The 23,007-nt window shown below is 43.8% G+C and carries 18 protein-coding genes; 9 read left to right on the top strand and 9 right to left on the bottom strand.

Going from position 1 to position 23,007, the window contains the following annotated elements:
- Window positions 1-2 precede the first annotated feature (2 nt).
- Window positions 3-692, bottom strand: coding sequence for an ABC transporter ATP-binding protein (locus tag AC04NP_RS05455; protein ID WP_482858501.1), 690 nt, complete (start codon window positions 690-692; stop codon window positions 3-5).
- Window positions 693-756: 64 nt separating this feature from the next.
- A complete protein-coding gene (locus tag AC04NP_RS05450; RefSeq protein WP_482858500.1) occupies window positions 757-2,013 on the bottom strand; it encodes an efflux RND transporter periplasmic adaptor subunit in 1,257 nt (418 codons plus the stop codon).
- 341 nt (window positions 2,014-2,354) lie between these two features.
- Between AC04NP_RS05450 and AC04NP_RS05445 the strand changes: the two genes are divergently transcribed.
- Window positions 2,355-3,038: an ABC transporter ATP-binding protein gene (locus AC04NP_RS05445; RefSeq protein WP_482858499.1), complete on the top strand. Its 684-nt coding sequence runs from the start codon at window positions 2,355-2,357 to the stop codon at window positions 3,036-3,038.
- A gap of 100 nt (window positions 3,039-3,138) precedes the next feature.
- Here the strand turns inward: AC04NP_RS05445 and AC04NP_RS05440 are convergent, their stop codons facing one another.
- A complete protein-coding gene (locus AC04NP_RS05440; protein WP_482858498.1) occupies window positions 3,139-4,626 on the bottom strand; it encodes a hypothetical protein in 1,488 nt (495 codons plus the stop codon).
- A gap of 176 nt (window positions 4,627-4,802) precedes the next feature.
- On the opposite strand from AC04NP_RS05440, the gene AC04NP_RS05435 reads away from it, so the two are divergent.
- From AC04NP_RS05435 to AC04NP_RS05425, 3 genes are read left to right on the top strand one after another with little or no spacing between them, the layout of a single operon-like run.
- Complete coding sequence (locus AC04NP_RS05435; protein WP_482858497.1) at window positions 4,803-5,372, top strand: RNA polymerase sigma factor; 570 nt, start codon at window positions 4,803-4,805, stop codon at window positions 5,370-5,372.
- A complete protein-coding gene (locus AC04NP_RS05430) occupies window positions 5,362-6,693 on the top strand; it encodes an outer membrane beta-barrel protein (RefSeq protein WP_482858496.1) in 1,332 nt (443 codons plus the stop codon). Before AC04NP_RS05435 ends, AC04NP_RS05430 begins: the two co-directional genes overlap by 11 nt.
- Before the next feature lie 55 nt (window positions 6,694-6,748).
- The gene (locus tag AC04NP_RS05425) at window positions 6,749-6,991 is read left to right on the top strand and encodes a hypothetical protein (protein WP_482858495.1); all 243 of its coding nucleotides are present in this window, start codon (window positions 6,749-6,751) and stop codon (window positions 6,989-6,991) included.
- Between the two features lie 100 nt (window positions 6,992-7,091).
- Here AC04NP_RS05425 and hutF read toward each other — a convergent pair whose 3' ends face one another.
- The 3 genes from hutF to AC04NP_RS05410 all read right to left on the bottom strand — a co-directional run bounded on the left by hutF (window position 7,092) and on the right by AC04NP_RS05410 (window position 9,735).
- The gene (gene hutF, locus AC04NP_RS05420; protein ID WP_482858494.1) at window positions 7,092-8,468 is read right to left on the bottom strand and encodes a formimidoylglutamate deiminase; all 1,377 of its coding nucleotides are present in this window, start codon (window positions 8,466-8,468) and stop codon (window positions 7,092-7,094) included.
- Between the two features lie 6 nt (window positions 8,469-8,474).
- Entirely contained in the window at window positions 8,475-9,269 is a 795-nt protein-coding gene (locus tag AC04NP_RS05415; RefSeq protein WP_482858493.1) for an N-formylglutamate amidohydrolase, read from the bottom strand.
- A gap of 124 nt (window positions 9,270-9,393) precedes the next feature.
- Window positions 9,394-9,735: a hypothetical protein gene (locus AC04NP_RS05410; protein WP_482858492.1), complete on the bottom strand. Its 342-nt coding sequence runs from the start codon at window positions 9,733-9,735 to the stop codon at window positions 9,394-9,396.
- Window positions 9,736-10,021: 286 nt separating this feature from the next.
- On the opposite strand from AC04NP_RS05410, the gene AC04NP_RS05405 reads away from it, so the two are divergent.
- Window positions 10,022-11,719 carry an OmpA family protein gene (locus AC04NP_RS05405; RefSeq protein WP_482858491.1) on the top strand — a complete coding sequence of 566 codons (1,698 nt, stop codon included), beginning with the start codon at window positions 10,022-10,024 and terminating at the stop codon, window positions 11,717-11,719.
- Window positions 11,720-11,722: 3 nt separating this feature from the next.
- Here AC04NP_RS05405 and AC04NP_RS05400 read toward each other — a convergent pair whose 3' ends face one another.
- From AC04NP_RS05400 to AC04NP_RS05390, 3 genes are all read right to left on the bottom strand, one after another.
- Window positions 11,723-12,907 carry an aminotransferase class V-fold PLP-dependent enzyme gene (locus AC04NP_RS05400; protein WP_482858490.1) on the bottom strand — a complete coding sequence of 395 codons (1,185 nt, stop codon included), beginning with the start codon at window positions 12,905-12,907 and terminating at the stop codon, window positions 11,723-11,725.
- Window positions 12,904-13,962: an endonuclease/exonuclease/phosphatase family protein gene (locus AC04NP_RS05395; protein ID WP_482858489.1), complete on the bottom strand. Its 1,059-nt coding sequence runs from the start codon at window positions 13,960-13,962 to the stop codon at window positions 12,904-12,906. Before AC04NP_RS05395 ends, AC04NP_RS05400 begins: the two co-directional genes overlap by 4 nt.
- Before the next feature lie 78 nt (window positions 13,963-14,040).
- A complete protein-coding gene (locus AC04NP_RS05390) occupies window positions 14,041-16,413 on the bottom strand; it encodes an Ig-like domain repeat protein (RefSeq protein WP_482858488.1) in 2,373 nt (790 codons plus the stop codon).
- A 366-nt stretch (window positions 16,414-16,779) separates the two neighbouring features.
- Between AC04NP_RS05390 and AC04NP_RS05385 the strand changes: the two genes are divergently transcribed.
- The 4 genes from AC04NP_RS05385 (at window position 16,780) to AC04NP_RS05370 (ending at window position 22,905) form a co-directional block, all read left to right on the top strand.
- Window positions 16,780-17,457, top strand: coding sequence for an autotransporter outer membrane beta-barrel domain-containing protein (locus AC04NP_RS05385; RefSeq protein WP_482858487.1), 678 nt, complete (start codon window positions 16,780-16,782; stop codon window positions 17,455-17,457).
- A 50-nt stretch (window positions 17,458-17,507) separates the two neighbouring features.
- A complete protein-coding gene (locus tag AC04NP_RS05380; RefSeq protein ID WP_482858486.1) occupies window positions 17,508-19,658 on the top strand; it encodes a thioredoxin domain-containing protein in 2,151 nt (716 codons plus the stop codon).
- 142 nt (window positions 19,659-19,800) lie between these two features.
- Window positions 19,801-21,498 carry an L-lactate permease gene (locus AC04NP_RS05375; protein WP_482858485.1) on the top strand — a complete coding sequence of 566 codons (1,698 nt, stop codon included), beginning with the start codon at window positions 19,801-19,803 and terminating at the stop codon, window positions 21,496-21,498.
- Between the two features lie 252 nt (window positions 21,499-21,750).
- Window positions 21,751-22,905: a pyridoxal-phosphate-dependent aminotransferase family protein gene (locus tag AC04NP_RS05370; RefSeq protein ID WP_482858484.1), complete on the top strand. Its 1,155-nt coding sequence runs from the start codon at window positions 21,751-21,753 to the stop codon at window positions 22,903-22,905.
- Window positions 22,906-23,007 lie beyond the last annotated feature (102 nt).

Raw genomic sequence — 23,007 nt, 5'->3', positions numbered from 1 at the left:
GCTTAAATATGAAACTCTTCGTTAATATTTTCTGTAACAATCTGACCGTCAAACAGGTTGATGATGCGATGTGAGAACTTGGCGTCGTAGGGAGAGTGTGTCACCATTACGATGGTAGTTCCGCCCTGGTTCAGCTCTGTCAACAGTTTCATAACTTCTTCGCCATTGGCAGAGTCGAGGTTACCTGTGGGCTCATCCGCAAGGATTAATTTTGGTTCTGCCACTACTGCCCGGGCTATGGCTACACGTTGTTGTTGTCCTCCCGACAGTTGCTGAGGGAAATGATTGCGCCTGTGCATTATATTCATGTGCTCCAAAACCTTCTCAACCTTTTGTTTGCGTTCTGCGGAGTTTACCTTCAGGTACAAGAGTGGCAGCTCGACATTTTCAAACACGGTCAATTCGTCGATCAGGTTAAAGCTCTGGAAAATAAATCCGATGGAGCCTTTTCTGAGGCCGGCCCGTTGCCTTTCCGAATGGTTAGAAACTTCATGTTCGAGAAAATAATATTTGCCGCCGGTAGGATTATCGAGCAATCCCATGATATTTAACAAGGTTGACTTTCCACAGCCCGAAGGACCCATCACCGCTACAAATTCACCTTCCTTAATTTCAAGGTTTACAGCGTCGAGGGCGGTAGTTTCCACTTCGTCCGTAGTGTAAACTTTGCTAAGGTTTTCTGCTTTTATCATAAATAATGCATTTAAAGGTTAATGTATTTTTTCTTGCGTATTAGCTAATTTATAAAAATCTTTTTTAATCCTTCAGTATCAGCACCTCGTTGTCTCCAAAATTATCATAGCTTGATGTGATTACCCAGTCGCCGGGTATCAGACCTTCCAGTACTTCATAATTCTCCGAATTTTTGCGACCCACCCGAATGGATTGTTTTACAGCTCTTCCGCCTGATTCCTCCAAAACATAAACCCAGTTGCCGCCTGTAGACTGGAAAAAGCCGCCTGTAGGCAATAACAACGCTTGTCCCGGATTACCTAACTCAATTCTTATCCGTAGCGATTGCCCTCTTTTAACACCCGGAGGGGCGCCGCTTTCAAATTCCATATCCACCTCAAAATTACCATTGGTAATGGTAGGGTACACTTTTGTAACATCCAGCCTGTAGACTTTTCCGCCCGGATCGGTATAGGTAGCTATCTGTCCTACACTAATCCTGGGAAGATATATTTCATCGATATCCACCCTCAATTTGTAATCATCGATAATATCGATTTGCCCCAACCTTTCTCCGGAGGCAATGGATTGTCCGATTTCCAGTTGAGGAGAGGCAAACAGCCCATCCCTCGGTGCCTTTATAATCAGGTTATCCAAAATGTTTCCTACAGCATCCAGGCTTTTCCACATTCTTCGCTCAGAGTCGTTGAGCTGTTTTAACTGCACAAGTTTCAATACGGAATCCCTCTGATAGGCTTCATAAGTCAGTGCTTTTCTTCTTAGATTATACCTGTAATTCTCAATTACATCCTCATATTCCTGCTGTGAAATCGCCTTCTCTTTCAACAGATATTCCTGCCTTTGCTTTTGAGGGGTCAGTAATTTAATCTGATAATCGATTTCTGCAAGTTGCGTTTCTAAGTTTTGTGTATTTTGGTCCAGGAGTAGTCTTGAAGTTCTGAGATTGTTGATTTGTTCATATAGCTGGGCTTCGCGCTGGAGTACCTCTAATTGTAAATTTGAGTTGGTAAGTGTAACAAGGGAAGCGCCCTGAGTGACCATGGTTCCGGTTTCTACATTAAGGTTTTGAATGATTCCTCCCTCTATGGCATCGAGGTAAAAAGTCTTAATAGGTTGAACGGTGCCTGTTTCCGGAATCCACTCCTGAAAGTCGCCTTGTGTAATGGTTGAAATAGTTATTTTATTAGCGTCTACGTTTAGTTTTGATCGGTTGTCTGCAAATAATAGGGTATAGAGAATGACCGAGAATAAGGCTGTGGCCCCTCCAATGGTCATGATCCGCTTGACGGTCCACTTTTTCTTCTTTATTTTTCTATCCATTCCCATAAGTAAAAGTTTTGATCATTTAATACGGTTTAAGTGCATACCCTAAACTTGCCAACAAATGTGCCAAAATGTTTTTTCGGTTATTTGGCATTTTTCACACTATTTTTTAATAATAATTGATCGAATACGTACGATTCTGTTCATTTTTGAACATTACCATTTATGTTTGATTTTGCCCATCGATGGAGGATTTAAACCATTAAATTCGTTTTAGGCCCTCAATATCGCCAAAGGATTAGTATATTAACAGACTTAAAATATTTCGATGGCGGTCGACGCTATTGATTGCCGGACTTGGCATATTTATTGGCTTTCCTCAATCAAATTTTAACATTATGTTTAAACTCAGCGATATTGACAAATATGTGGATTCCAAATACCAGCGGGTGTTCATTCTAAAAGGAGTGGATTTAGAGGTGCAGCAGGGGGAGTTTTTAACGATCATGGGGCCCAGCGGAGCCGGTAAATCTACATTGCTAAATATTATCGGAATGCTGGATCAGCCTTCGGCCGGTGAGTATTTTTTTATGGATGAACCGGTACACAGGCTCAGGGAAAGAATGAAGACGGAGCTGCATAAACACCATATCGGGTTTATTTTTCAGGCTTATCATTTGATAGACGAACTAACCGTTTATGAAAACATCGAAACCCCATTGTTGTACAAAGGCATCAAATCTAAAGAAAGGAAAAGTATGGTGGCTGAAATGCTCGACCGCTTTAACATGGTTGCCAAAAAGGATCTGTTTCCCGAGCAGCTCTCGGGAGGGCAGCAACAACTGGTAGGGGTGGCCAGGGCTATTGTGGGCAGCCCAAAACTTTTGTTGGCTGATGAGCCGACAGGTAACCTTCACTCCGAACAAGGGGAAGAAATCATGGGTATATTTAAAAAACTCAATGAGGAGGGTATGACCATTATTCAGGTGACCCATTCACGGAAAAATGCCCGGTATGGTAAAAGAATTGTCAGGATTGAAGATGGTGCGATTGTAAAAGACGATCAGGTAATTCCTGCCTGACCATACAAAAAAAAGCCGCGGCAGAAGGATGCCACGGCTTGAATCAGCAATTGATCAGAAAGGATTCACGGCGTGGAGCCGTGATGAGAGATTTCCTTTTTCACAAAGAGAGTTGCAATTCAATGTTGCTTGGTTCACTTTCGTGAACCAAAATTATTTTTTCTTTCGTGGCCTCGGCGATGTTCCATTCCAGTGCAATCCTGCTGATCACTTCGCTATTTTCCGTATGGTTATTTTCCGCCTCGATATCGATTTTTTTACAATCGTCTTTTAGTGCCCAGGTGCCATTGGTTTTTACATTACCTTCATTGATAATCAATGAATTATCTTTGCTGAACAATATATTCACACCTGCCAGCCTTTCTATCAGATTTTCATTATTTACCATGTATGAAGTGACATGCCAGGTAAGATTATCTTCATACATGCGATCTAAAGATTCGCACAAACTCACAGCGCCCGGGTCTCTGACAAATTGGACTTCCTTTTTGCTGTTTTCGCCCTCTGCTGCTAATTTGATAAGCGCATTGGAAACAACCACCAACTGCCAGCTTCCGTTTATCTTATCCAAAACATAGTTCCCCTCAAGGGTCAATGGCATTTGCCTGCACCCGTCAACCAATGACCAGTTACCGGTATATTCTGCATCATTATTAAAAGCCAACAGTTTTCCTTCCTCTTTAAACTGGAAAAAGTAACCTGTAAAATCATTTTCATGGCTATCATTACCCGATATGAACTTTGAAATGGTCCAGCTTCCTCCCATCAGGGTAGATTCAGCCTCATCACAAAGGTTGTCAAAACCGCTGGGGCCGGTAATCAGGTGCATTTCCCAGTTTAACCCTTCCCGTTTCATGACCAGTCTGATGGTACTTTCAGTAAAATAAGATAGCTGCCATAACCCTGAAATTTCATTTAACTCTGTGTAATGGTAAAATCCAAGATGAAACTTATTGCACCTGATTCCGGCATGCCAACTGCCTTCCAGTCCAACATTTGCTGCCGTTGCGACAGCCCGCGCGGAGGAATCGAAGGTAAACTCAAATTTTTCATAATCAGTAGTTTTTATACTGTTGGCAACTACCAGATGTTGAATACGCCATTTTTTATCCATTATCAGATTCGTAATATCTGTGCATACATTAGGGACTTCCTCGTCAGCAGCCACATTGAATTCGAACTCTTCCGTACCTTTGGGATCCCTTTCCTGTATTCTGATGTTATCATCTTCTGCATTCAGGATAATCCATTCATTTTCAACCTCTTTATAGGGCTCGGGAATCTTGCCATCAGACCGGATCACCAGCAAATCTTTGGAAGAAGATAAAGCCCATTGTCCTGTGTAAACCTCCTTGTGCCTGTTGATCAGATCAAAGGTATTATTGGTGTTAAACGCCAGAAAGGCTCCGCTGAATGCTGCCACTCCGCTTCCCGGTTTTCTGTTAAAATATTCCATCTTCCAAATCTGTGATGTCAATAATGCTTCCTCTATAGTACTTCCGACGCGTACATCGTCAGAATCTTGCAGGATATCATTGCACGACGAAAAAAAACTTAAAAGCAGCAGTATAAAAAAAAGATTTTTCATTTTCCCGTGTCGAATCCCACCATTTGACCACATGACGTGCCCTTGGGAGATTGCGTTGCCTTATATTATCTTAAAGTTACTTTTATCATTTAAAACCATTAAATTTAATAGCTTGTTAGGGTAAATGGCAACTGTGGATGTAACATTTACGTCTTGTTTACACAAAAATTCCAGGATTGGATTTTGATAATAAAAATATCATCAATGCACTTATAACCGGGTGCAAAAAAGGGGATAGAAAAGCACAAAAAAAGCTTTACATACTTTTATATCCCTATACGATGAGCATTTGCCTGAGGTATTCAGGAGGAGAGGACGAGGCAAAAGAGATCCTCAACGACGGTTTCCTCAAGATTTTCACTAAAATCGAACAGCATTCGCCCAGCCAGTCTTTTAAAGCCTGGGTGCGAAGGATTATGGTAAACACCGCGATCGATCATTATAGAAAGAATAACCACTTCCGACATATGCTGGAAATAACCAAAGCTGATGAGGAGTACATCAATCCCGAAATTGTCGAGCAGTTTTCGGTTGATGAAATCCTTAAAATGGTGCAACAATTACCTCCGGCTTACCAGATGATATTCAATCTTTTTGTGGTGGAAGGATACAATCATCGGGAAATAAGTGAAAAGCTGGGCATTAGTGAGGGGACATCGAAGTCTAATCTTGCTAAAGCCAGGATGAAGTTGAAGAAGATGATGGAAGTAAACAATACAGAAGGGGTAAGCATTTATGGGTCATAAGGATTTTGATGATCGTATCAGGAAAAAGTTGTCCGGCCTAAGCCCTAAGTTTAATCCGGATCAATGGGATGATATGGTGGATATGCTGCGTTTTTCCACATTGAGGCCGTGGTATGTGCGGTGGGAGAAAGCGCTCTGGGGTTCCGGATTACTGTTGTTTTCGCTGCTTAATTTTTATTTACTGTGGCAGGTAAGGTCTGAAAAAGGTGCCAGGGAAGATCTAAACGCCACTTTACAGGAAAAAGTGGTAGTAATCGATACCATCGAGGTAGTTGATACCGTATTTGTAACCAAAACAATATATTCCGACAATTCCGTTGATCCGGCCGCTATTCACTCCCATAAGGCGAAAGTGGCCAAAACTTACTCATATCCACGCAGCTTGTCAGTTTCATCCGGTAAAAAATCTCCATTAAACCCTTCCCCGGCTAACCTGCGTGCCGCGTACCTTTCATTTCCTGCCTACAATCCGTATCCTGCCAACAATCAGTCGTTTCTGATTTACAATCAGTCCTTTTTCGATGATAACCGTTCATTGTCTGATGACAACAAAGGTGCGGGAACACAAACAGAAGCCGTTCCCTTCATCGTAGCAGAAACAACCGACCCGGAGAAATGGCTGGAAGATTACGCGGATGGTTTTAAGGTACAAGGAGTAGTTTTAACCGGGGAAAAACCCCGCAGAAAATACCGGGCCCACCCATTCGAAGCCAGGGTCGGATTAACCGCCGGTTTATTGATCCCCAACCCCGATATTGGTGAAAGATATATTAGCCAAAGCCTGGGGTTGATTGGAGAATTTTCTTTGAAAAGAAATCTCAGGTTTATAACGGGGGTGCATTTCAATGATATCACCTATAAACTGGATGAAGTAGACAACGACAACTTTGATGCCGTTGACCTGGCCCGTTACCCGGGCTACACAGAATTGACGACTATCCCTGACGAAATCATCATTGAGAATGAAATCATCCAGTTGCCTCTGCACCTCAGGTTGTACAAAAACCTTAATTACAACTGGTCAGTATTTATCTCAGGTGGACCAACCATTGATTTTTTACTAAATCAATCCTTTAAGTACAAATACATAGAAATTGAAAATGATCAGCTCATTGAGTTTAATGAAGTGACCTGGGAGAAGGATTTAAGAATTTATTTAGGTAACTTTACAGGGTCGGTGGGTATCGAGCATAATTTCAGCAGGAAACTGGCCGGCCAAATGAATGTAAATTATCAATACGGATTGAGCAGGCTGGGTGTGGAAAGAAGGTCTGTACATGCATTGAGTTTAAACCTGGCAGCTTTTTACAAATTAAATTAACCGGATGGATTTTTCTAAACAATTACCTAGGTTCCTCCTGGTAATCATTATGTGTATGGATGGTATATTAATGGGCGTTATCTATTCAAACTTTGCGCTGAATTTTGAGCCCACAGGAATGGGTTGGGATAAGTTAAGTAATTTCCTCGGTTATGTATTCATCGGATTCCTCGGCGGCCTTACCATTGGCGTTATTACCGCCCTTACCCTTAACCGCTCTCAACTCCGCAGCATTTTCAGCCTGTCGTTAGGTTTTATCGTAATAATGCTGATTGTGATCGGCGTGACCTATATGTAAATCATCAACTATTTAAAATTCACCATTTCTTTATCGGATCGAACTTATTGGACAGCCCCAGAGTTGTCTTTCTACTACTTTGAGGTGTCTTTCTGCTACTTTACCTCAGTTTTTTTACTGCCTGAGCAAAATCGCGGTTTATCTTGTCCATGGCCACATGTTGGTTCCTTTTAACAACCCATTGGCCGTTAATGATGGTTCCGAGATTGAAAGTGGCATCACCGGCGTAGAGGATAGTATCGATTAAATGATCAAAACCAGTGGATGCCAGGAGGGGATTGGCGGCATCGAGCACGAGGGCATTAAAGGAGGAACCTGCCTGGAAAAAGGCTTTTTGGTGATTACCCATAGCCTTTCTGCCATAACCGATGCACGGTTCCATGGCCGCTATCCCGCCACTTCTTTGTGCAGAAGACCGGTAGGTAATCCTGTTGTGCGTACTCAGGCGCTGACCATAATCCAGCCATCTCAACTCATCAAAAGGATTCAAACCAATATGACTGTCTGTACCTATGGACCATTTGCCTTTATGCTGCTGAAATTTTTCGAAAGCAAACAGGCCATCACCCAGGTTGCCTTCAGTGGAAGGGCATAGTATTACCTGGGCCCCGGCATCTGTTATGCTTTCTATCTCCCTGCTAGTCAGATGGGTGGCATGAACCAGGTGGAAGTTTTCATTGAGCCCTGCTTCTCCGGCCAGCCATTCCACTGGCCTTTGTCCAAGAAACTGCAGGGACTGTTCTACTTCCAGCCGTTGCTCTGCCACGTGGATGTGAATGGGCAGGTTTGGCCTGGCTTCATGTAGGGTCGCAAGAATTTCGTCAGGTTCTACGGCCCTCAGCGAATGAATCCCTAATGCAATGTTCGCATGGCTGTGTTGGTTACACAGTGCTTCTGTCGTTTGCCAAAGCTCGTAATAAGTAAACCTGTCGCGGCAGATAAATCTCTTTTGTCGGTCTCCGGGCGCGGTGCCGAATCCACCTTTTTGATAAAAAATGGGGATGATGGTAATATTAATTCCCGCAGTCCGGGCTGCTGAAAGTAGTTTTTCAGCTAATTCCGCTTTGTTATTGTAAGGCTTTCCATCCGGGGTATGGTGGAGGTAGTGAAATTCAGCGACGTGGCTATACCCAAGGCGCACCATTTCGGCATATAGTCTTGTGGCAATGGCTTCCAACTGGTCCGGTTCGATGGTTAGTGCCACCTGGTACATGGCTTCTCTCCATGACCAGAAGTTGTCTTTTGAGGCTGAAGTACCGGTATCGTTTTCGGCCAATCCGGCCATGGCATATTGAAAGGCGTGGGAATGAGCGTTCTGGAACCCGGGCAGGGCAAAGCCTTCTATGGATTCTACCGGGTTTTCCGCCGGCCGGGTATCACTAATGGTTGCTATGATTCCCTGGTCGTTACAACTGACGTAGGCAGGTTGCAGCCATCCTTCATTTTGTAGCAGTCCTTTAAATCCGAATGTCTTCATGTGAACTTAAATTAGGTCGATAAGTGCCTTAAAAACCTGCATTAATGTTTCTTTCATCTTCATAGCGCGTTGGGGATGATAGGAAGTTTCATCTTCATTCATGTAGTTTATTTTGGTCATTTCAAGCTGCAGGGCGTGGATGTTTTCTTTTGGTTGTCCGAAATTTCTTGTTATGTAGCCGCCTTTAAAGAGAAAATTATGTCTGATCCCATAGGGGCTTTGTTTTAATGGATGAAGCGCGGCCTTCGTAAATCTGTTGCCGGCACTCATCCCCTCATTATCTCCCAGGATCAGGTCGGGGAGCTTTTCCTTGGAGATGGTTGGCACATGTTGCCTGATCGAGTGGGCATCGAAAAGTAGTGCTGAACCGAATTCTTCCCTTAAACCCTGCAAAAGGTCCGCCAAAGCCTTATGATATGGGTTGTAGTATAATCGGGTCCTTCTGGTTATTTCCTTTTCATCGGGAGGAGCGTCCTGATATAGGTCATTGCCAAGAAAGTCGGTAGTGGGTACGAGGTCTGTAATGATGCGGCCGTCCTTGTAAAGGGGCTGATTACCAGGGGGGCGGTTTAAATCTATTACCCAACGGCTGTAAATAGCGTGGATCATGGTAATGCCCATTTCCGGTACAAAGTCATAAAGTCTGTTTACAAACCAGTCAGTATCGTCCATAAAAGCAATGGCGGCAGGTTTAAATGAGGATTTGATTTCAGGTGGTATAACAGTTCCGCAATGGGGGACACTTACGATGACGGGCACTTTATTTTTAGCTGCCGGAATGATCTGAAAGGAATCCATCATAGATGATTAAGGGATGAATTTCGGACTAAAATAGATAATCGTCTCATAAAAAGAAAAAATCTCATCCAAGGGCTTGGACAAGATTTTAACTAAACTATCACTTATGAAGAAGATTCTGTGTATTTCAATTAATTATGTAGTATCGTGTGTTGTTATTTTCCATTAAAAAATTACATTTCGAAAATAATTTTTTCAGGCTATCAGATTGTATGTCCCCAATACAGGCCACGTTATCTTCATAGACGAGAATATCGTTGGCATTGTAGATTTTTATCTTCGGTTCCGAATCAAAGTCAAAGTCCAAAGTGGCAGAAGAGAAAACCTGATCATAAGTTAATTCTTTGATTTCTTCCTTTTTTTCATCATCTGTCACTTCCGTATGGACAGTATCAGGTGTGAAGCTGACTAAAATGAGGAGACAAAATAAGGCTGAAGTGAACTTTAAGAAGGTTTTGACGCTTTTCATTGTTGTTGAGAGTTATTTGGAGTTTTTAAATTGAGTTTTGACCTTTGCCTGATGATAGCCAATCAGTGTGCCAGAATTTATAAATTATTAATAATCAGCTATTTACAAAGAAGTAATGGTTCAAATTTTTATAATATGTATTAAATTCGGACACCAATCCGCTCGAATTTGTACAGTTTTTGCAAAAAATATGTCATTAGCAATCAATCAAAATATCTTTAAATATTTTTGAACCCCTTATTCACTAATTTTAGGCTATTATAGTTATATAGTAAATACTTTACAAATGAAGTATCTATACATTTTATTATTAGCAACAGTTTATCATATTGGCGTTCTCGCCCAGGTGCCTAGAAAGGTACTTCCCAGAAGCGTTAATATTATGAATAAAGACAATTTTGCCCCTAGTTTGAGCGCTGATGGCAAAACCATGATCTACTTATCCACCTATTCGGCAAGTGGTGCACCCGAGTTGAAATATACCCGCAGAAGCGGTCCGGAAAAATGGGCGCAGCCAGAGGAGGTGGAAGAAGTCAACACTTTTCCGGAATTAAATTTCATTGGTGGGTTTTGTCTTAGTGCCGATGGAAACACGATCTATTTTACCTCTACCCGGGGACAGGGAATTGGTCAATATGACATCATGTATACTGAAAAGAAAGGGAATCGCTGGATGCCGGCAAAAAACCTGGGAAAACCGGTAAACTCTCCGGGCCATGACGCTGCCCCGTCGATTTCACCTGACGGCCAGTACCTGTATTTTATGCGCTGTGACCGGATGAACAGGGATGAAGCTTCGGGATGCGAAATATGGGTCAGCAAAAGGAGAAACAAGGAATTGTGGAATCCACCGGTCAAGTTGCCCGCACCGGTAAACCTGGGTGACGACCAGTTTCCCAAAATATTTCCGGATAACAGGACCCTGGTCTTTTCGTCTCGCCGGAGTGGTGGCAAAGGCGGACTGGATTTTTATTTTACCAAAAACCTCGGCGACCACTGGTCCAAACCGGAACCCATGTCTTTTTTGAATTCATCCAGGGATGAGATGTTTGCAAGCTTGACGGCCAAAGGGAATGAAATATATTTTTCAACAGATTACCGTGGAAAGGAAAATATTATACTTTCAAAGTTACCGGTGGCATATCAGGGTGATAAGGTGGTTTTGATGGATGGACAAGTCGTTGATGACCGCACCGAAGATCCGGTGAAAGCCTTTATCCAGGTATATGATACTGAAACGAAAAAAAGGGTTCTATATGCCCGGACAGATGACGCGAATGGCAAGTTTCACACTGTTTTCCCTGTGGGAAGGGCTTATGACTTTTCAATTCAATCATTGGACAAAAAGTATCTTTACAGCGCCAAATTGTATTTTGCGGATTCCCTGGCCGGTTCTGCGCGGGAAAATCACGTATTCAGGCTTCAGGAAGTCAGGGATGGCCTGTCGTTCATTGATGAAAACATCAGGTTCAGGCCCCGTTCTGCGGAATTAGAGGAGGCTTCACACTTTGAATTGAAAAGAATCATGAAGGTGCTCAAAGACCACCCGGATCTGAATATTGAAATTGGCATTCACACTGACCGGGTAATTACCGATTCCATCCAAAGTAGTGAAGATCTGACCGAAACCCGGATTGACACCATATACGCATTTGAGGAATATGACGCTCTATGGGCCGATAACTCGGGCCGGGAAGGCAAACAGGGAAGAATCGACGTCGAATACCTCGATAAGAATGTGGATCTGGACAGTCTGAACAACAGCATCCCCCAACCTGCTATCCGGGAAATCAGGTATACCTTTCATAATGACCGCACCATCAGACAGGCAGAAACGTTGCTGCATACCTTTTTGGAACTAGGTGTTCCCGCAGAGAGGATCGAGGTAGAAGGTCATGGCGACCGGTATCCTTTACCGGGCGGTACGGCTTCCCCGGGTAATCCTGGAAACAGAAGGGTGGAATTACAGTTTAGCCGGTATTAGAAATTATTTTGAAACCTTTTTAATGATTTCAACGAGTTTGTCCATATCGTTTTCGTCATTAAAGACATTAAAGGCTACCCGGATAGCGTTTCCACGGATTGAGATATATACTTCGTTTTTTTTGAACCGGTCGGCAAGGGCTTCCATATCCATGTTGGGTGGTGTTCTAAGACCAAACAGGTGAGCACCCCGGTAACGTTCATCCTCGATACTGATTCCAAGGGATTGCAATTCTCTGACAGGATCATCTGTCATACGGGCGCAATAATTTTGAATATTGGACACTCCCCATTCGTTCAGTTGCTCTATGGCCTTTTGTAGCATGGGTGTCAGGATGAAATTGCTTTGCTCACCCATGGCGTATCGCAGGGCTTTATCCCTGTATTCATGAACATAGCTGACCAATCCCGCAAAGTGCTCACTGTTGCGCCTGTTTATCCAATTTTCTTCGAGTGGATCACCTTCGTCAAAGCAAGGGCCCAGATAAGCCAAGGTGATCGCATAGGGGCCCAGTAACCATTTATACCCCGCACAGATCAGGGCGTCGGGTTGGATGTCTTCCATGTCAAAAGGCAACGCGCCTACCGATTGTGTTCCATCCACCACCAAAAGTGCCCCTGCTTCCCGCGTTTTAGTACGAATGGCCCTGAGATCAAACCTGGTGCCATCTGTCCAATGAACATTGCCGAGTGCCACTATCTTTGTTTTTTCATTGATGTTTTCCAGTATGCTCTCATTCCACCCTTGTCCTCTGTCATTGCCCTCGGGTGCCTTGACAATATTTAGCTGCGCTTGTTTTCTGACCGATAACTTATGCCAAGGGTAAAAATTACTCGGAAACTGCTCCGCTGCCACTAAAATCTGATCTCCGGGCTTCAAATCTACATTGTTGGTGACAATGCTTATCCCGTATGATACTGAAGGAATGATGGCAATCCGGTCCGGTTCGGCATTGTTAATGAGTTTTGAAAAAGTCCGGCGCAGCAATTCAGGCGTGTCAAAGAAATCCCGCGGGGCGATCTCGTAAGGCAAATTCTTCCTTCCCATGGCTTTTACTCCGGTCTCCATGACTACTTTTAGCTGGGGGGACATGTAGGCACAGTTTAAATAAGTAACATGGTCGGGAAGGTAAAATCGGTCTTTCTGACAGTGCATTTTTTCTACACCATCTATTGGCTTTGTTGTCATTCCGAATCCTTTTTTATTCCGTAAACGCATTTTATCGGATAATGATCCGAATAATTAGCTTTTCTGGAGGTTTTATATTTTAACACTTCCAGGCCACTGCTGAAAAATTGATTGTCAATGCGCAGGAAAGGGATTTTTCCATTATAACTAAATCCAAATCCCTTACCACCTTTTTCAAATGAATTGGCCAGTTTTTTTTTGATGTGACCATAGACATAGCTGTAGGGTAATTCATTCAGGTCACAGCATAATATGACATGATACGGTGAGTTTTCTATATGCCTCATCAGGTCATTCACCTGGTTGGCCCTGACGGTCATTCCTTCCCTCAACCTCTCCATCAGGTTGTCCAATTCATTGCTAAGCCCGGCTCTGCTGAGAATGCTGTTCTCATTGATGCTCATAGACTCGAGGTGTGCGTTGTATATTCTTATGGTGTCATGACCGTAGACCACGTCTGCATAAATAGCACTGTTATTACTATCCGATTGTTCAAATACCACCATGCCTTTGTTGATTACAGGATATTTGCTGAAAATAGCCAGGCCAAATTCGTCTCCTTTGTGATTGATAACCTGGGGTTTGACATAAGATTCATATTCTCCTCCATTGCTGATAATATCGACTGTATTGAATATGGGTGAATTTTTCTGATTATGAAATTCCTGAAAACACTTTATCGCCGAAGTATCCTGCCTCACCCAATCGATCATTTTTTTTGAAGACGCAAAGTTATTGTTTAAATGCTTATAAACATTAAATACCCGCACGTTATAGCTTAATACACTGATTCCCTGTGGGTTTTGCTCCTGAGGGTGCCATGAAACCGTCAATAGGAGATAGGGTATACTCATGATGAAGCCAATCGTAAGATAAATGCTGAATTTTCCCCTTATCAGTGTCCAGAAAATAAAAGAAACCACATGGATAAAGAGCAGCACCGGTATCAGAAAAGATGATAACCCCAAAAACCAAATCCAACCAGGTGAGAAAAAGGTGCTTAGGTAGATCAGGGCTGTTAAAAACAGAAATAGTTTATACAATAGTTTAAACATCCGGTGGCTATTTCAGGGGCTATGGACGTAAATTTATTAAGTGAGATAATAAAATAAAATAAGAGAAAGCCAATTTCCCTAAAACTCTCTCTTTAGCTTGATGGTAGCTGACAGACTTTTGGATTGATGCCCTGCTTCATCTTTAAAAGCCACAAAAAGGATTTTTATACCATCTTCCCCCGGAAGTTCAAAGCCTGGTAGCTCGGTTTGGTACTCCCGCCAGCCGGCCCCGTTAAATTCAGGATTGTCAGAGATGATCATCTGCGAAGCCCCTTCCGCACGGATGTTAAGGGTCACTTCCTTGTCGACCTGGTTGGTCCATTCTTCTCCATTGTTGATTTTGAAGGAAACCGGCCTCGGAGGATAACGGTCGAGGATAATCTTATCACTGGCTGCCGGTGATATGTTGCCTGCGTCGTCCCGGAACTTTATAAATAGCTCTTTTTCACCATCCTGTCCCGGCAGTGTGAATTTTCTTTGTTGATTATATCTTTCCCACTGGCTGTCTTTGAACCCGGGGTCGGTTGAAATCATCATATAAGTGGCATCCTCGGCGCTGATTTCCAGGTTTACCATTTTATCCATACGACTGGTGTAAAGTGAATCACCATTGATACTAATTGACGGATATAGCGGTGGCTGCGTATCAAGAATGATCCTGGCTGCAATAATTTCTGAAATATTTCCAGCCTTATCCCTGTAACGTGCAAAAATTCTTTTCTCACCGTCTTCCCCATCCAGTATCCAGTTGTCAATGCTGGCGCTGACCGTTTCCCATTTCACATTGTTAAAATTGGGATCGTCATTGACCTGCATTTCATAAGTGTCGCGATCATAGGTCATGGTTACCTTGACAGCCTTTGAGGCATCATTGGTATACCTGGCCCCCTTGTTGATACTGATTTTTCCGGCAGGTGACCGGGTATCTTTATGGATGAAATCAGAAATTGTCTCCGAAACATTGCCCGCTTTATCTTTAAATCTGGCATAAATGTTAATTTTGCCATCCCTGGCCGGCAACATCCAATTGCCACGGCCATTTTCATAGGCTTCCCATGCATTTGGCTGTGAAAATTTTGGGCTGTTGCTGATCTCCATGTAGTCTGCATCAGCGGCCTCGATGGTGAGGTTGGCGTAGTTTTTATTCACCCACTCATTGCCATGATCAATAACAATTTTTTTGGCCACCGGCGGCTGACGGTCCAGCATCACCCTCGCCATCGCAGTTTTAGATACGTTGCCCGCCTTGTCGATAAAACGCAGATACACATTTTTTAACCCATCCTCTGCGGTATCTAACGGCCAGTTGTCAATTTTGGGTGCATATGCCCTGGGTTTGGCATTGGTAAAAGCCTGATCATTACTGATATACATATCGAATGATGTTAAATCTTCACGCGTGCCAATTTTCAAAGTTACCTTGCCATTGGGGTTGGTACAATATTTTTCGCCCTGATTAATCCGGAACAGCCCTATTTCCGGCGCTTTCGTGTCCAGTACTATGTCGTCAACCGCAGGCTGTTTGTTGATGTTTCCCGCATTATCCCTGAAAAATACTTTGATAAACTTCTGCCCGTCCAAAGAATCCAGTTCCATTGTCCGGATCATGCTACCGTCTTCTTCAGTTGGCTGATATGGGATGTTTTTAATGCCGTGGCCAATGATCCTTACCACAGCCGCATCTTTTGAATGGATTTTTATCGTAACCTGGCGATTGTCGGTAAATGTGGCACCCCGGTTGATCTCTACGGTTCCCTGAGGTGGTGTCAGATCCACCAGAATAGAGGCCTGTATGGGTTCGCTGATATTGGTGGCCTTATCGGCAAAACGAACGTAAACGGTCTTTTTCCCTTCTTTTCTGGGCCCGATCATCCAGTTTTTTTCAGGCACATAATCTTCCCAGTCAGCATCGTTAAACTGCCCTGTATTACTTATTTGCATTTTATAGGCATCTGTAGCCAGGATAGACAGACGCACCTGCATTTCGGGGTTATTGGTAACCTCGGCGCCTTTATTGATAATAAGACTGGCGCCGGTGGGAGGGGTAGTATCCACAATGATCTTTGCCTTTTCAACCGGAGAAACATTTCCTGCCTTGTCTTGTAAAACCGCGTAAACCACTAACTCGCCCTCCGAATCGGGAATGTTGACAGATTTACTGTTTGCAAAAACTTCCCATTCTGCATCGCTCAGGTCGGGTTGAAAACCGATTTTCATTTTGGAAATGAGTGTGGCACTTAGCTTGATAGGTCTTATTTCAACCTCGATTTCTCCTTTATTGGTAAATTTCCTACCCCGGTTTATTCTTATTTTTAATTCTTTATCATTGTCAGTAGGGGAAAAATTATCCTGATGAAAATCTTTTTCAAAAACATTGTCCGATAGCCTGAAAGGTACTAAAGGGGGGCCGGCTTTCGGTGATTTAATTGAAAAAATTCCCTTGTTTTCCATTGCCAAAAGGTTTTGTGACACCAAAACCATCAAAACCATAAAAACTGCCCGCATCGATTTCATTGCTATTTTAACTTCTAGATTGTTACATACGGCCTTCTTCTGCCGGAATTAAACCTGTCTCAATTTAGCCAAATTGGTACTGAAAATAAACGATAAACAAGCTGTGATTGAATGATGTAATATTTCTATAAAAAATTGACTTTTGCAAGGGTTGAGGGAACCTGTGATAGTGGCTAACGGTATGAGGGAATTTTGAAAAATCAATTTTCTTGAGATAATTCCATTTTTTTGATTATTTGCGTCTACTTTAGAGAAAATTTTAGACGAAACCAAATCATACAAGATTTAATCTTTGCTTTATTCATGAAGATAACTACCATCGTTTTCATAGTATGTGGGCTGATTTCGCGCCCGCTGTTTGCCCAGGAACCACAATCTGATGATGCCAAGCCAACTTCCACTTCGACTTTAAGCCGTTTATTGCCCTATAGCGTGGAGGAAGATGAGCTATACCTGAAAGATGACTTGCTTCTAAACGCTAACTTTGGCCTTTCCCATGGTAAGGACGAAATAGATATCACACCCACGGTACAAGAAGAAGAAACCACGTTAGACCTATGGGGTACAGCTCAGGGGGGGTATTTTATCGCCGACCGGTTTGCTATTGGATTGGGAGTCACGGTGGATGTAAGCTTTGTACAAGAGGAAAATGGTAACGAAACTACGATCGGAGAGTTTTTTGGTGGCCCGTTCGTCCGTTGGTATTTTGTGGATCAACTGTTTTTACAAGTATTGGGAGGTTATGGGCTCAACAACAGGAAGGAGCAGACCGGGAATACCATCCGAAAGACCAACTTCAATGGTTTCTACGCTACAGGTGGGCTTGGATACGATATCTTTTTGAACGAATCAAGGGATGTAGCTCTGCAACTGGGCGCGGACTATGTCTATCGAAATCTCACCAATACAGATAACGAAGATATCAAATTTACCAGTGGAAAGTTTCGTTACAGGGTGGGTATTGTATTTTATTTCTTTTAATTTTAGGAAAGCTGGCACCATAGTTAGCCTTATTTTGTTAACTCCGTGAAATGAATTACATAATTCCTGAGACCGAAAAGTTTATGATGAAAAGAATAAAAATAGGATTATGTCTGGTCTTGTGTGTTATTATGAATAATTCATGCGGGCAAAAATCAAATACTTTGGAACAAACAGAAGAACATCTTTATACAAACAGGCTGGTTAATGAAAGCAGCCCCTATCTATTGCAACATGCCCATAATCCTGTAGACTGGTATCCCTGGGGTGAAGAGGCATTGAACAAGGCAAAAGAAGAAAACAAGTTAATGATCGTCAGTATTGGCTATGCGGCCTGTCACTGGTGTCATGTGATGGAAAAAGAGTCATTCGAGGATTCTGCCGTGGCAAGAATTATGAACAGGGATTTCGTGTCGATTAAGGTAGACCGTGAAGAGCGGCCCGATGTGGATCAGATTTATATGGATGCGGCCCAATTGCTGACCGGCAGGGGAGGCTGGCCGTTAAATGCCATAACCTTGCCGGATGGGAGACCCATTTTTGCAGGCACTTATTTTCCAAAAGATAACTGGCTGAATTTGCTAAGCAAAATTCAGGAGGTATACAAAAGTGAACCCGATAAGGCCTTCCGGCAAGCGGAGAAGATTACCGAAGGTATCAATGCCATTGGCCTGGTCCCCCTCATTGAAGAAGAAAAAACGCATACGCCGGAAGACCTGGAGCAGATTTTTTCAAATTGGGAACCGATTATTGATTATGAATTGGGGGGACAAAAAAAGGCGCCGAAATTTCCAATGCCCATAGGTCAGGAATTTTTGTTGAAATATGCCTTCTTAACCGGCAACGAGTCGGCTCAAAAGGCGGCCCTGCTTACGCTGGATAAAATGGCATATGGGGGAATCTATGACCAGCTTGGCGGAGGTTTTGCCCGGTATTCCACTGATATCTACTGGAAAGTTCCTCATTTTGAAAAAATGCTTTATGACAATGCGCAGTTGGTCAGCCTGTATTCCCACGCTTATCAGCTCAATAAAAAACCGCTGTATAAGCAGATAGTCTTTGAAACGCTGGAATTCGTAGAGCGCGAATTGTCTTCACCCTCCGGAGCATTCTATTCTTCGCTGGATGCTGACAGCGAAGGGGAAGAGGGGAAGTTTTATATCTGGGAAAAATCAGAAATAGACAGCCTGCTTGGGGAAGATGCCGGGGTTTTTAACCATTATTACGCCATTACCAGGGAAGGCAATTGGGAGGAAGGCCATAATATTTTATTGAGGGAAACCCCCGAAAGTGAAGTAGCTGAAAAGTTTGGTATCAGTACGGAAGAGTTAGCCAGGCAAATTTCCGGCTCAAAGGAAAAGCTGTTCAAGGCCAGGGAAGCAAGGGTGAGGCCAGGATTAGATGACAAGGCTTTAACCGGATGGAATGCCCTCATGCTCAAAGGATATGTGGATGCTTACAGGGCTTTTAATGAAAAGGCATTTCTGGATAGGGCCAGGTTAAACGCTTCCTTTATCCTTGAAAATGTTTTAAAAGAAGATTACCGGTTGACAAGAAATTTCAAAGACGGCAAGTCCGTCATCAACGCTTTTTTAGATGACTATGCGTTTACCATCGATGCCTTTATAAGCTTGTATCAGGCCACTTTTGAGGAAGAATGGCTTTTTAAAGCCGGGAAAATTCTGGATTATACCATGGCTCATTTTTACAACGAGGACAACGGCATGTTTTATTACACATCTGACCTCGATCCTGCCTTGCTGGCCAGGAAAACAGAGGTTCCGGACAATGTCATCCCCTCGTCCAACTCAGCCATGGCCAAAAACCTGTACGTGCTTGGCCAGTACTTGTACAAGCCAGCATGGGTAGACATGGCCACACAAATGCTTAATAACGTAAAGGAGAACCTGGCCGAAGGTGGCCCCTACTATGCCAATTGGGCTATTTTGATGAGCTGGATGATAAAACCACCTTATGAGGTGGCAATTGTCGGAAATGATTACGAAAGTATCAGAAAAGAGTTTGACCGGCACTATTTGCCTAACGTGTTTTTCATGGGAGGTGCCCGGGAAGGGCAATTGCCCTTGCTTGAAAACAAACTGGTAAATGGTAAAACCACCATCTACGTTTGTCAAAATAAGTCCTGCCGGCTGCCAGTCACTGAGACGGAACTGGCCCTGAAACAAATCCTGAAACCATAAAAACAAAAAACCGGGTAGGGGGTCCGGGGGAATTTTCCGTCTTAATTTTTAGGTAAATTGCAGCATGGAGATCGAATCGTTAAGGGAGAGGCAATAACCATCTGTTAACACAGATAAGAAAGAAAAACCAGAACCATAACATATGTCCTTAGATTTACAAGCCATGCTGGCAATTCTCCCCATTCTTGGCGTGGCAATAATGCTTGTTGGCTTCCGGTGGCCTGCGAGCCGTACCATGCCACTTGCCTACATAAGCACAGTAGTCATTGCCATTTTAGCGTGGGGTGTAAGTACAACCCGGGTCGTGGCCTCTACCATACAGGGTTTATTTATAACTTTTGATATTCTGTACATAATTTTTGGGGCCATATTATTGCTGAATGCACTGAAATACTCCGGGGCTATTCAGGTAATCCGCACAGGTTTTTCTATGATAAGTACCGACCGCCGTGTACAGGTTGTTATTGCCATATGGCTGTTTGGGGCCTTTATAGAAGGGGCTGCGGGATTCGGTACACCTGCTGCCATTACGGCACCACTGATGGTAGCACTGGGCTTCCCTGCCGTGGCGGCTGTCATGCTGGGTATGATGGTTCAAAGCACGCCTGTAACCTTTGGCGCAGTGGGTACACCGGTACTGGTAGGCATTAAAGGCGGACTGGAGCACCCGGAACTTAATACCCGGTTGGCCTCCGTGGGCCTGGAATTCAGTGATTACCTGCAATTGATTACCGTTCACGTAGTTGTGCTGCATGCCATCGCAGGTACGATCATGCCACTTTTCATGTGTGCGATGATGACCCGCTATTTTGGTAAAAATAAGTCTTGGAAAGAGGGACTGGCTATATTTCCATTTGCGCTCATCGGTGGGCTGGCATTTACAATCCCTTACCTGCTTACAGGCATCTTCCTCGGCCCGGAGTTTCCTTCATTACTGGGCGCTTTGGCCGGGATGATCCTGGTCACTTTTCTGGCCAGGAAAAAAATCTTTACCCCAAAAGAAAACTGGGATTTTGCACCGCAGGAAACCTGGGCAGATACCTGGATGGGAAAAATACAGATCAAAACAGATGAATTAACCACCAACACCGGCATGACCATAGCCAGGGCCTGGATACCCTATCTGCTGTTAGCACTGCTGCTTGTCATTTCCCGTCTGCCACAGCTACCCTTCAAGGCTTTTCTAACCAGTATAAAAGTTAGCTGGCCGGATATTTTGGATACAGGGGTGGATGGTGTAAGCACCCCCCTCTATCTGCCGGGAACTATCCTGATTTTGGTGGTGGCCATCACGTACTTTCTGCATCACATGGATTTAAATCAACTGGGAAGGGCCTTGCGTGATTCCTCAAAAATGGTTTTTGGAGCGGGCTATGTACTGATCTTTACAGTGCCGATGGTAAGGATATATATTAATTCGGGTGAAAATGAACTGGGTATATCGGGTATGCCCATTGCCATGGCAGCATGGGTGGCGGCACATGTGGGCGTGATCTGGCCTTTGTTTGCCCCGTCAATAGGCGCCCTGGGGGCATTCATAGCAGGAAGTAATACCGTGAGTAATTTAATGTTCAGCTTGTTTCAGTTTGGTGTGGCAAAAAACCTGACGATTCCCATGTCGATGGTGGTAGCCCTTCAGGCTGTTGGTGCTGCTGCCGGCAATATGATTGCCATTCATAATGTGGTGGCCGCATCGGCTACGGTCGGACTGTTGGGGCAGGAGGGGAGCACGCTTCGTAAAACGATCATTCCTACGGTGTATTATGTTTTAATTGTGGGGGTATTGGGGTTGATAGCTGTGAATTTTTTGGAGGTAAGCGATCCCCTGGTGGGGGATTGATGGGGATAGCTCGGTAATGGGGAAAGGATATTGCTCTGTAAGGTAGTGGCGTTGTGGAATTTTGGAATGATGGAATCTTGGAGTATTTGGTCGGAATGGTGGTGTGTTGGGATATTGGGGAAATTTTGAACGGAGTGTATTCTCGGGGGTCGATGAAAAAATAATAAAGGGATTTGGCAACTGGATAGGGCTTGAAATAGATAAAGTTTTTAATTTTGCCGGCACACCGAGAAATAAACTACAAAAATATATATGTCATACCGAGATCCTTTAAACACCAACACAAGAATCCTGATGGGCCCGGGGCCTTCCAATGTTCACCCCCGTGTATTAAAAGCCATGTCTACACCCCTGGTAGGGCACCTTGACCCCCAGTTTCTGGAGGTAATGGACGATATTAAGGTCATGCTTCAAAAAACGTTGCAAACCAAAAACCATCTGACCTTTGCAGTTTCGGCTCCGGGAAGCGCAGGGATGGAGACGTGCCTGGTAAATCTTCTGGAGCCGGGAGATGAAGCCTTGGTATGTGTAAATGGGGTGTTTGGGAACCGGATAAGTGATATTGTTGAACGCTGTGGGGCGAAAGTGGTAAGGGTGGATGCACCCTGGGGAGAGCCCGTTGATCCGGAGCAGGTGAAAGAAGCATTACGGAATCGTTCTCCCAAATTAGTGGCGGTGGTTCATGCGGAGACATCTACCGGGGTTTTGCAACCTTTGGAACCATTAAGCGAATTGGCGCACCGGGCCGGGGCACTTTTTGTGGTAGATGCGGTGACTTCATTCTGTGGTACGGAAATAAAAATGGATGAATGGCAAATCGATGCCCTTTACTCAGGAACGCAGAAATGCCTCAGCGCCCCTCCGGGCTTATCGCCTGTCTCATTTAGTGAAAGGGCTATCAAAGTGCTGGAAGAAAGAAAGACCAGGGTTCAAAGTTGGTTTCTGGATCTGACGATGGTCAAGAACTACTGGCAGGGTGCCAAAAGAGCCTATCATCACACTGCCCCGGTATCTGCCATGTTTGCCCTCAGGGAAGCACTGCAACTGGTGATGGAAGAAGGCCTTGAAAAGCGGTTTATGCGTCACAAGCAAAATCATGAGTTGTTACGGGATGGATTGCAGGCGCTCGGCTTTGGCTTCCTGGTTAAACCGGAATTCAGACTTCCTGTGTTAAACTCGGTGGTGCTTCCTTCATGGCTCGAAGAAGTGGAGGTTAGAAAGAGACTTTTGGAAGCGTATGATATTGAAATTGGCGGAGGTCTGGGTGACCTTGCAGGAAAAATCTGGCGAATCGGTCTTATGGGGGAAAGCAGTACCAAAAATCATGTAAACATGTTGTTATCTGCTTTGAAAACCATGATTGAGGATTCGCCTTCGGCGATTACAAAATCCCTAAAACATGCATGATAATTAATACAGCGACCACGATTACCAGTGAAATAAATACCTCGAAAGATGTAGTGTCACCGACATGACCGGATCGCTTTTTCCGGTACAGTTTGGCATGGC

It is taken from the genome of Agaribacillus sp. DX54, from assembly GCF_056858335.1.
The sequence above is the reverse complement of the archived record's forward strand: the minus strand, read 5'-3'. Positions and strand labels throughout refer to the sequence as shown.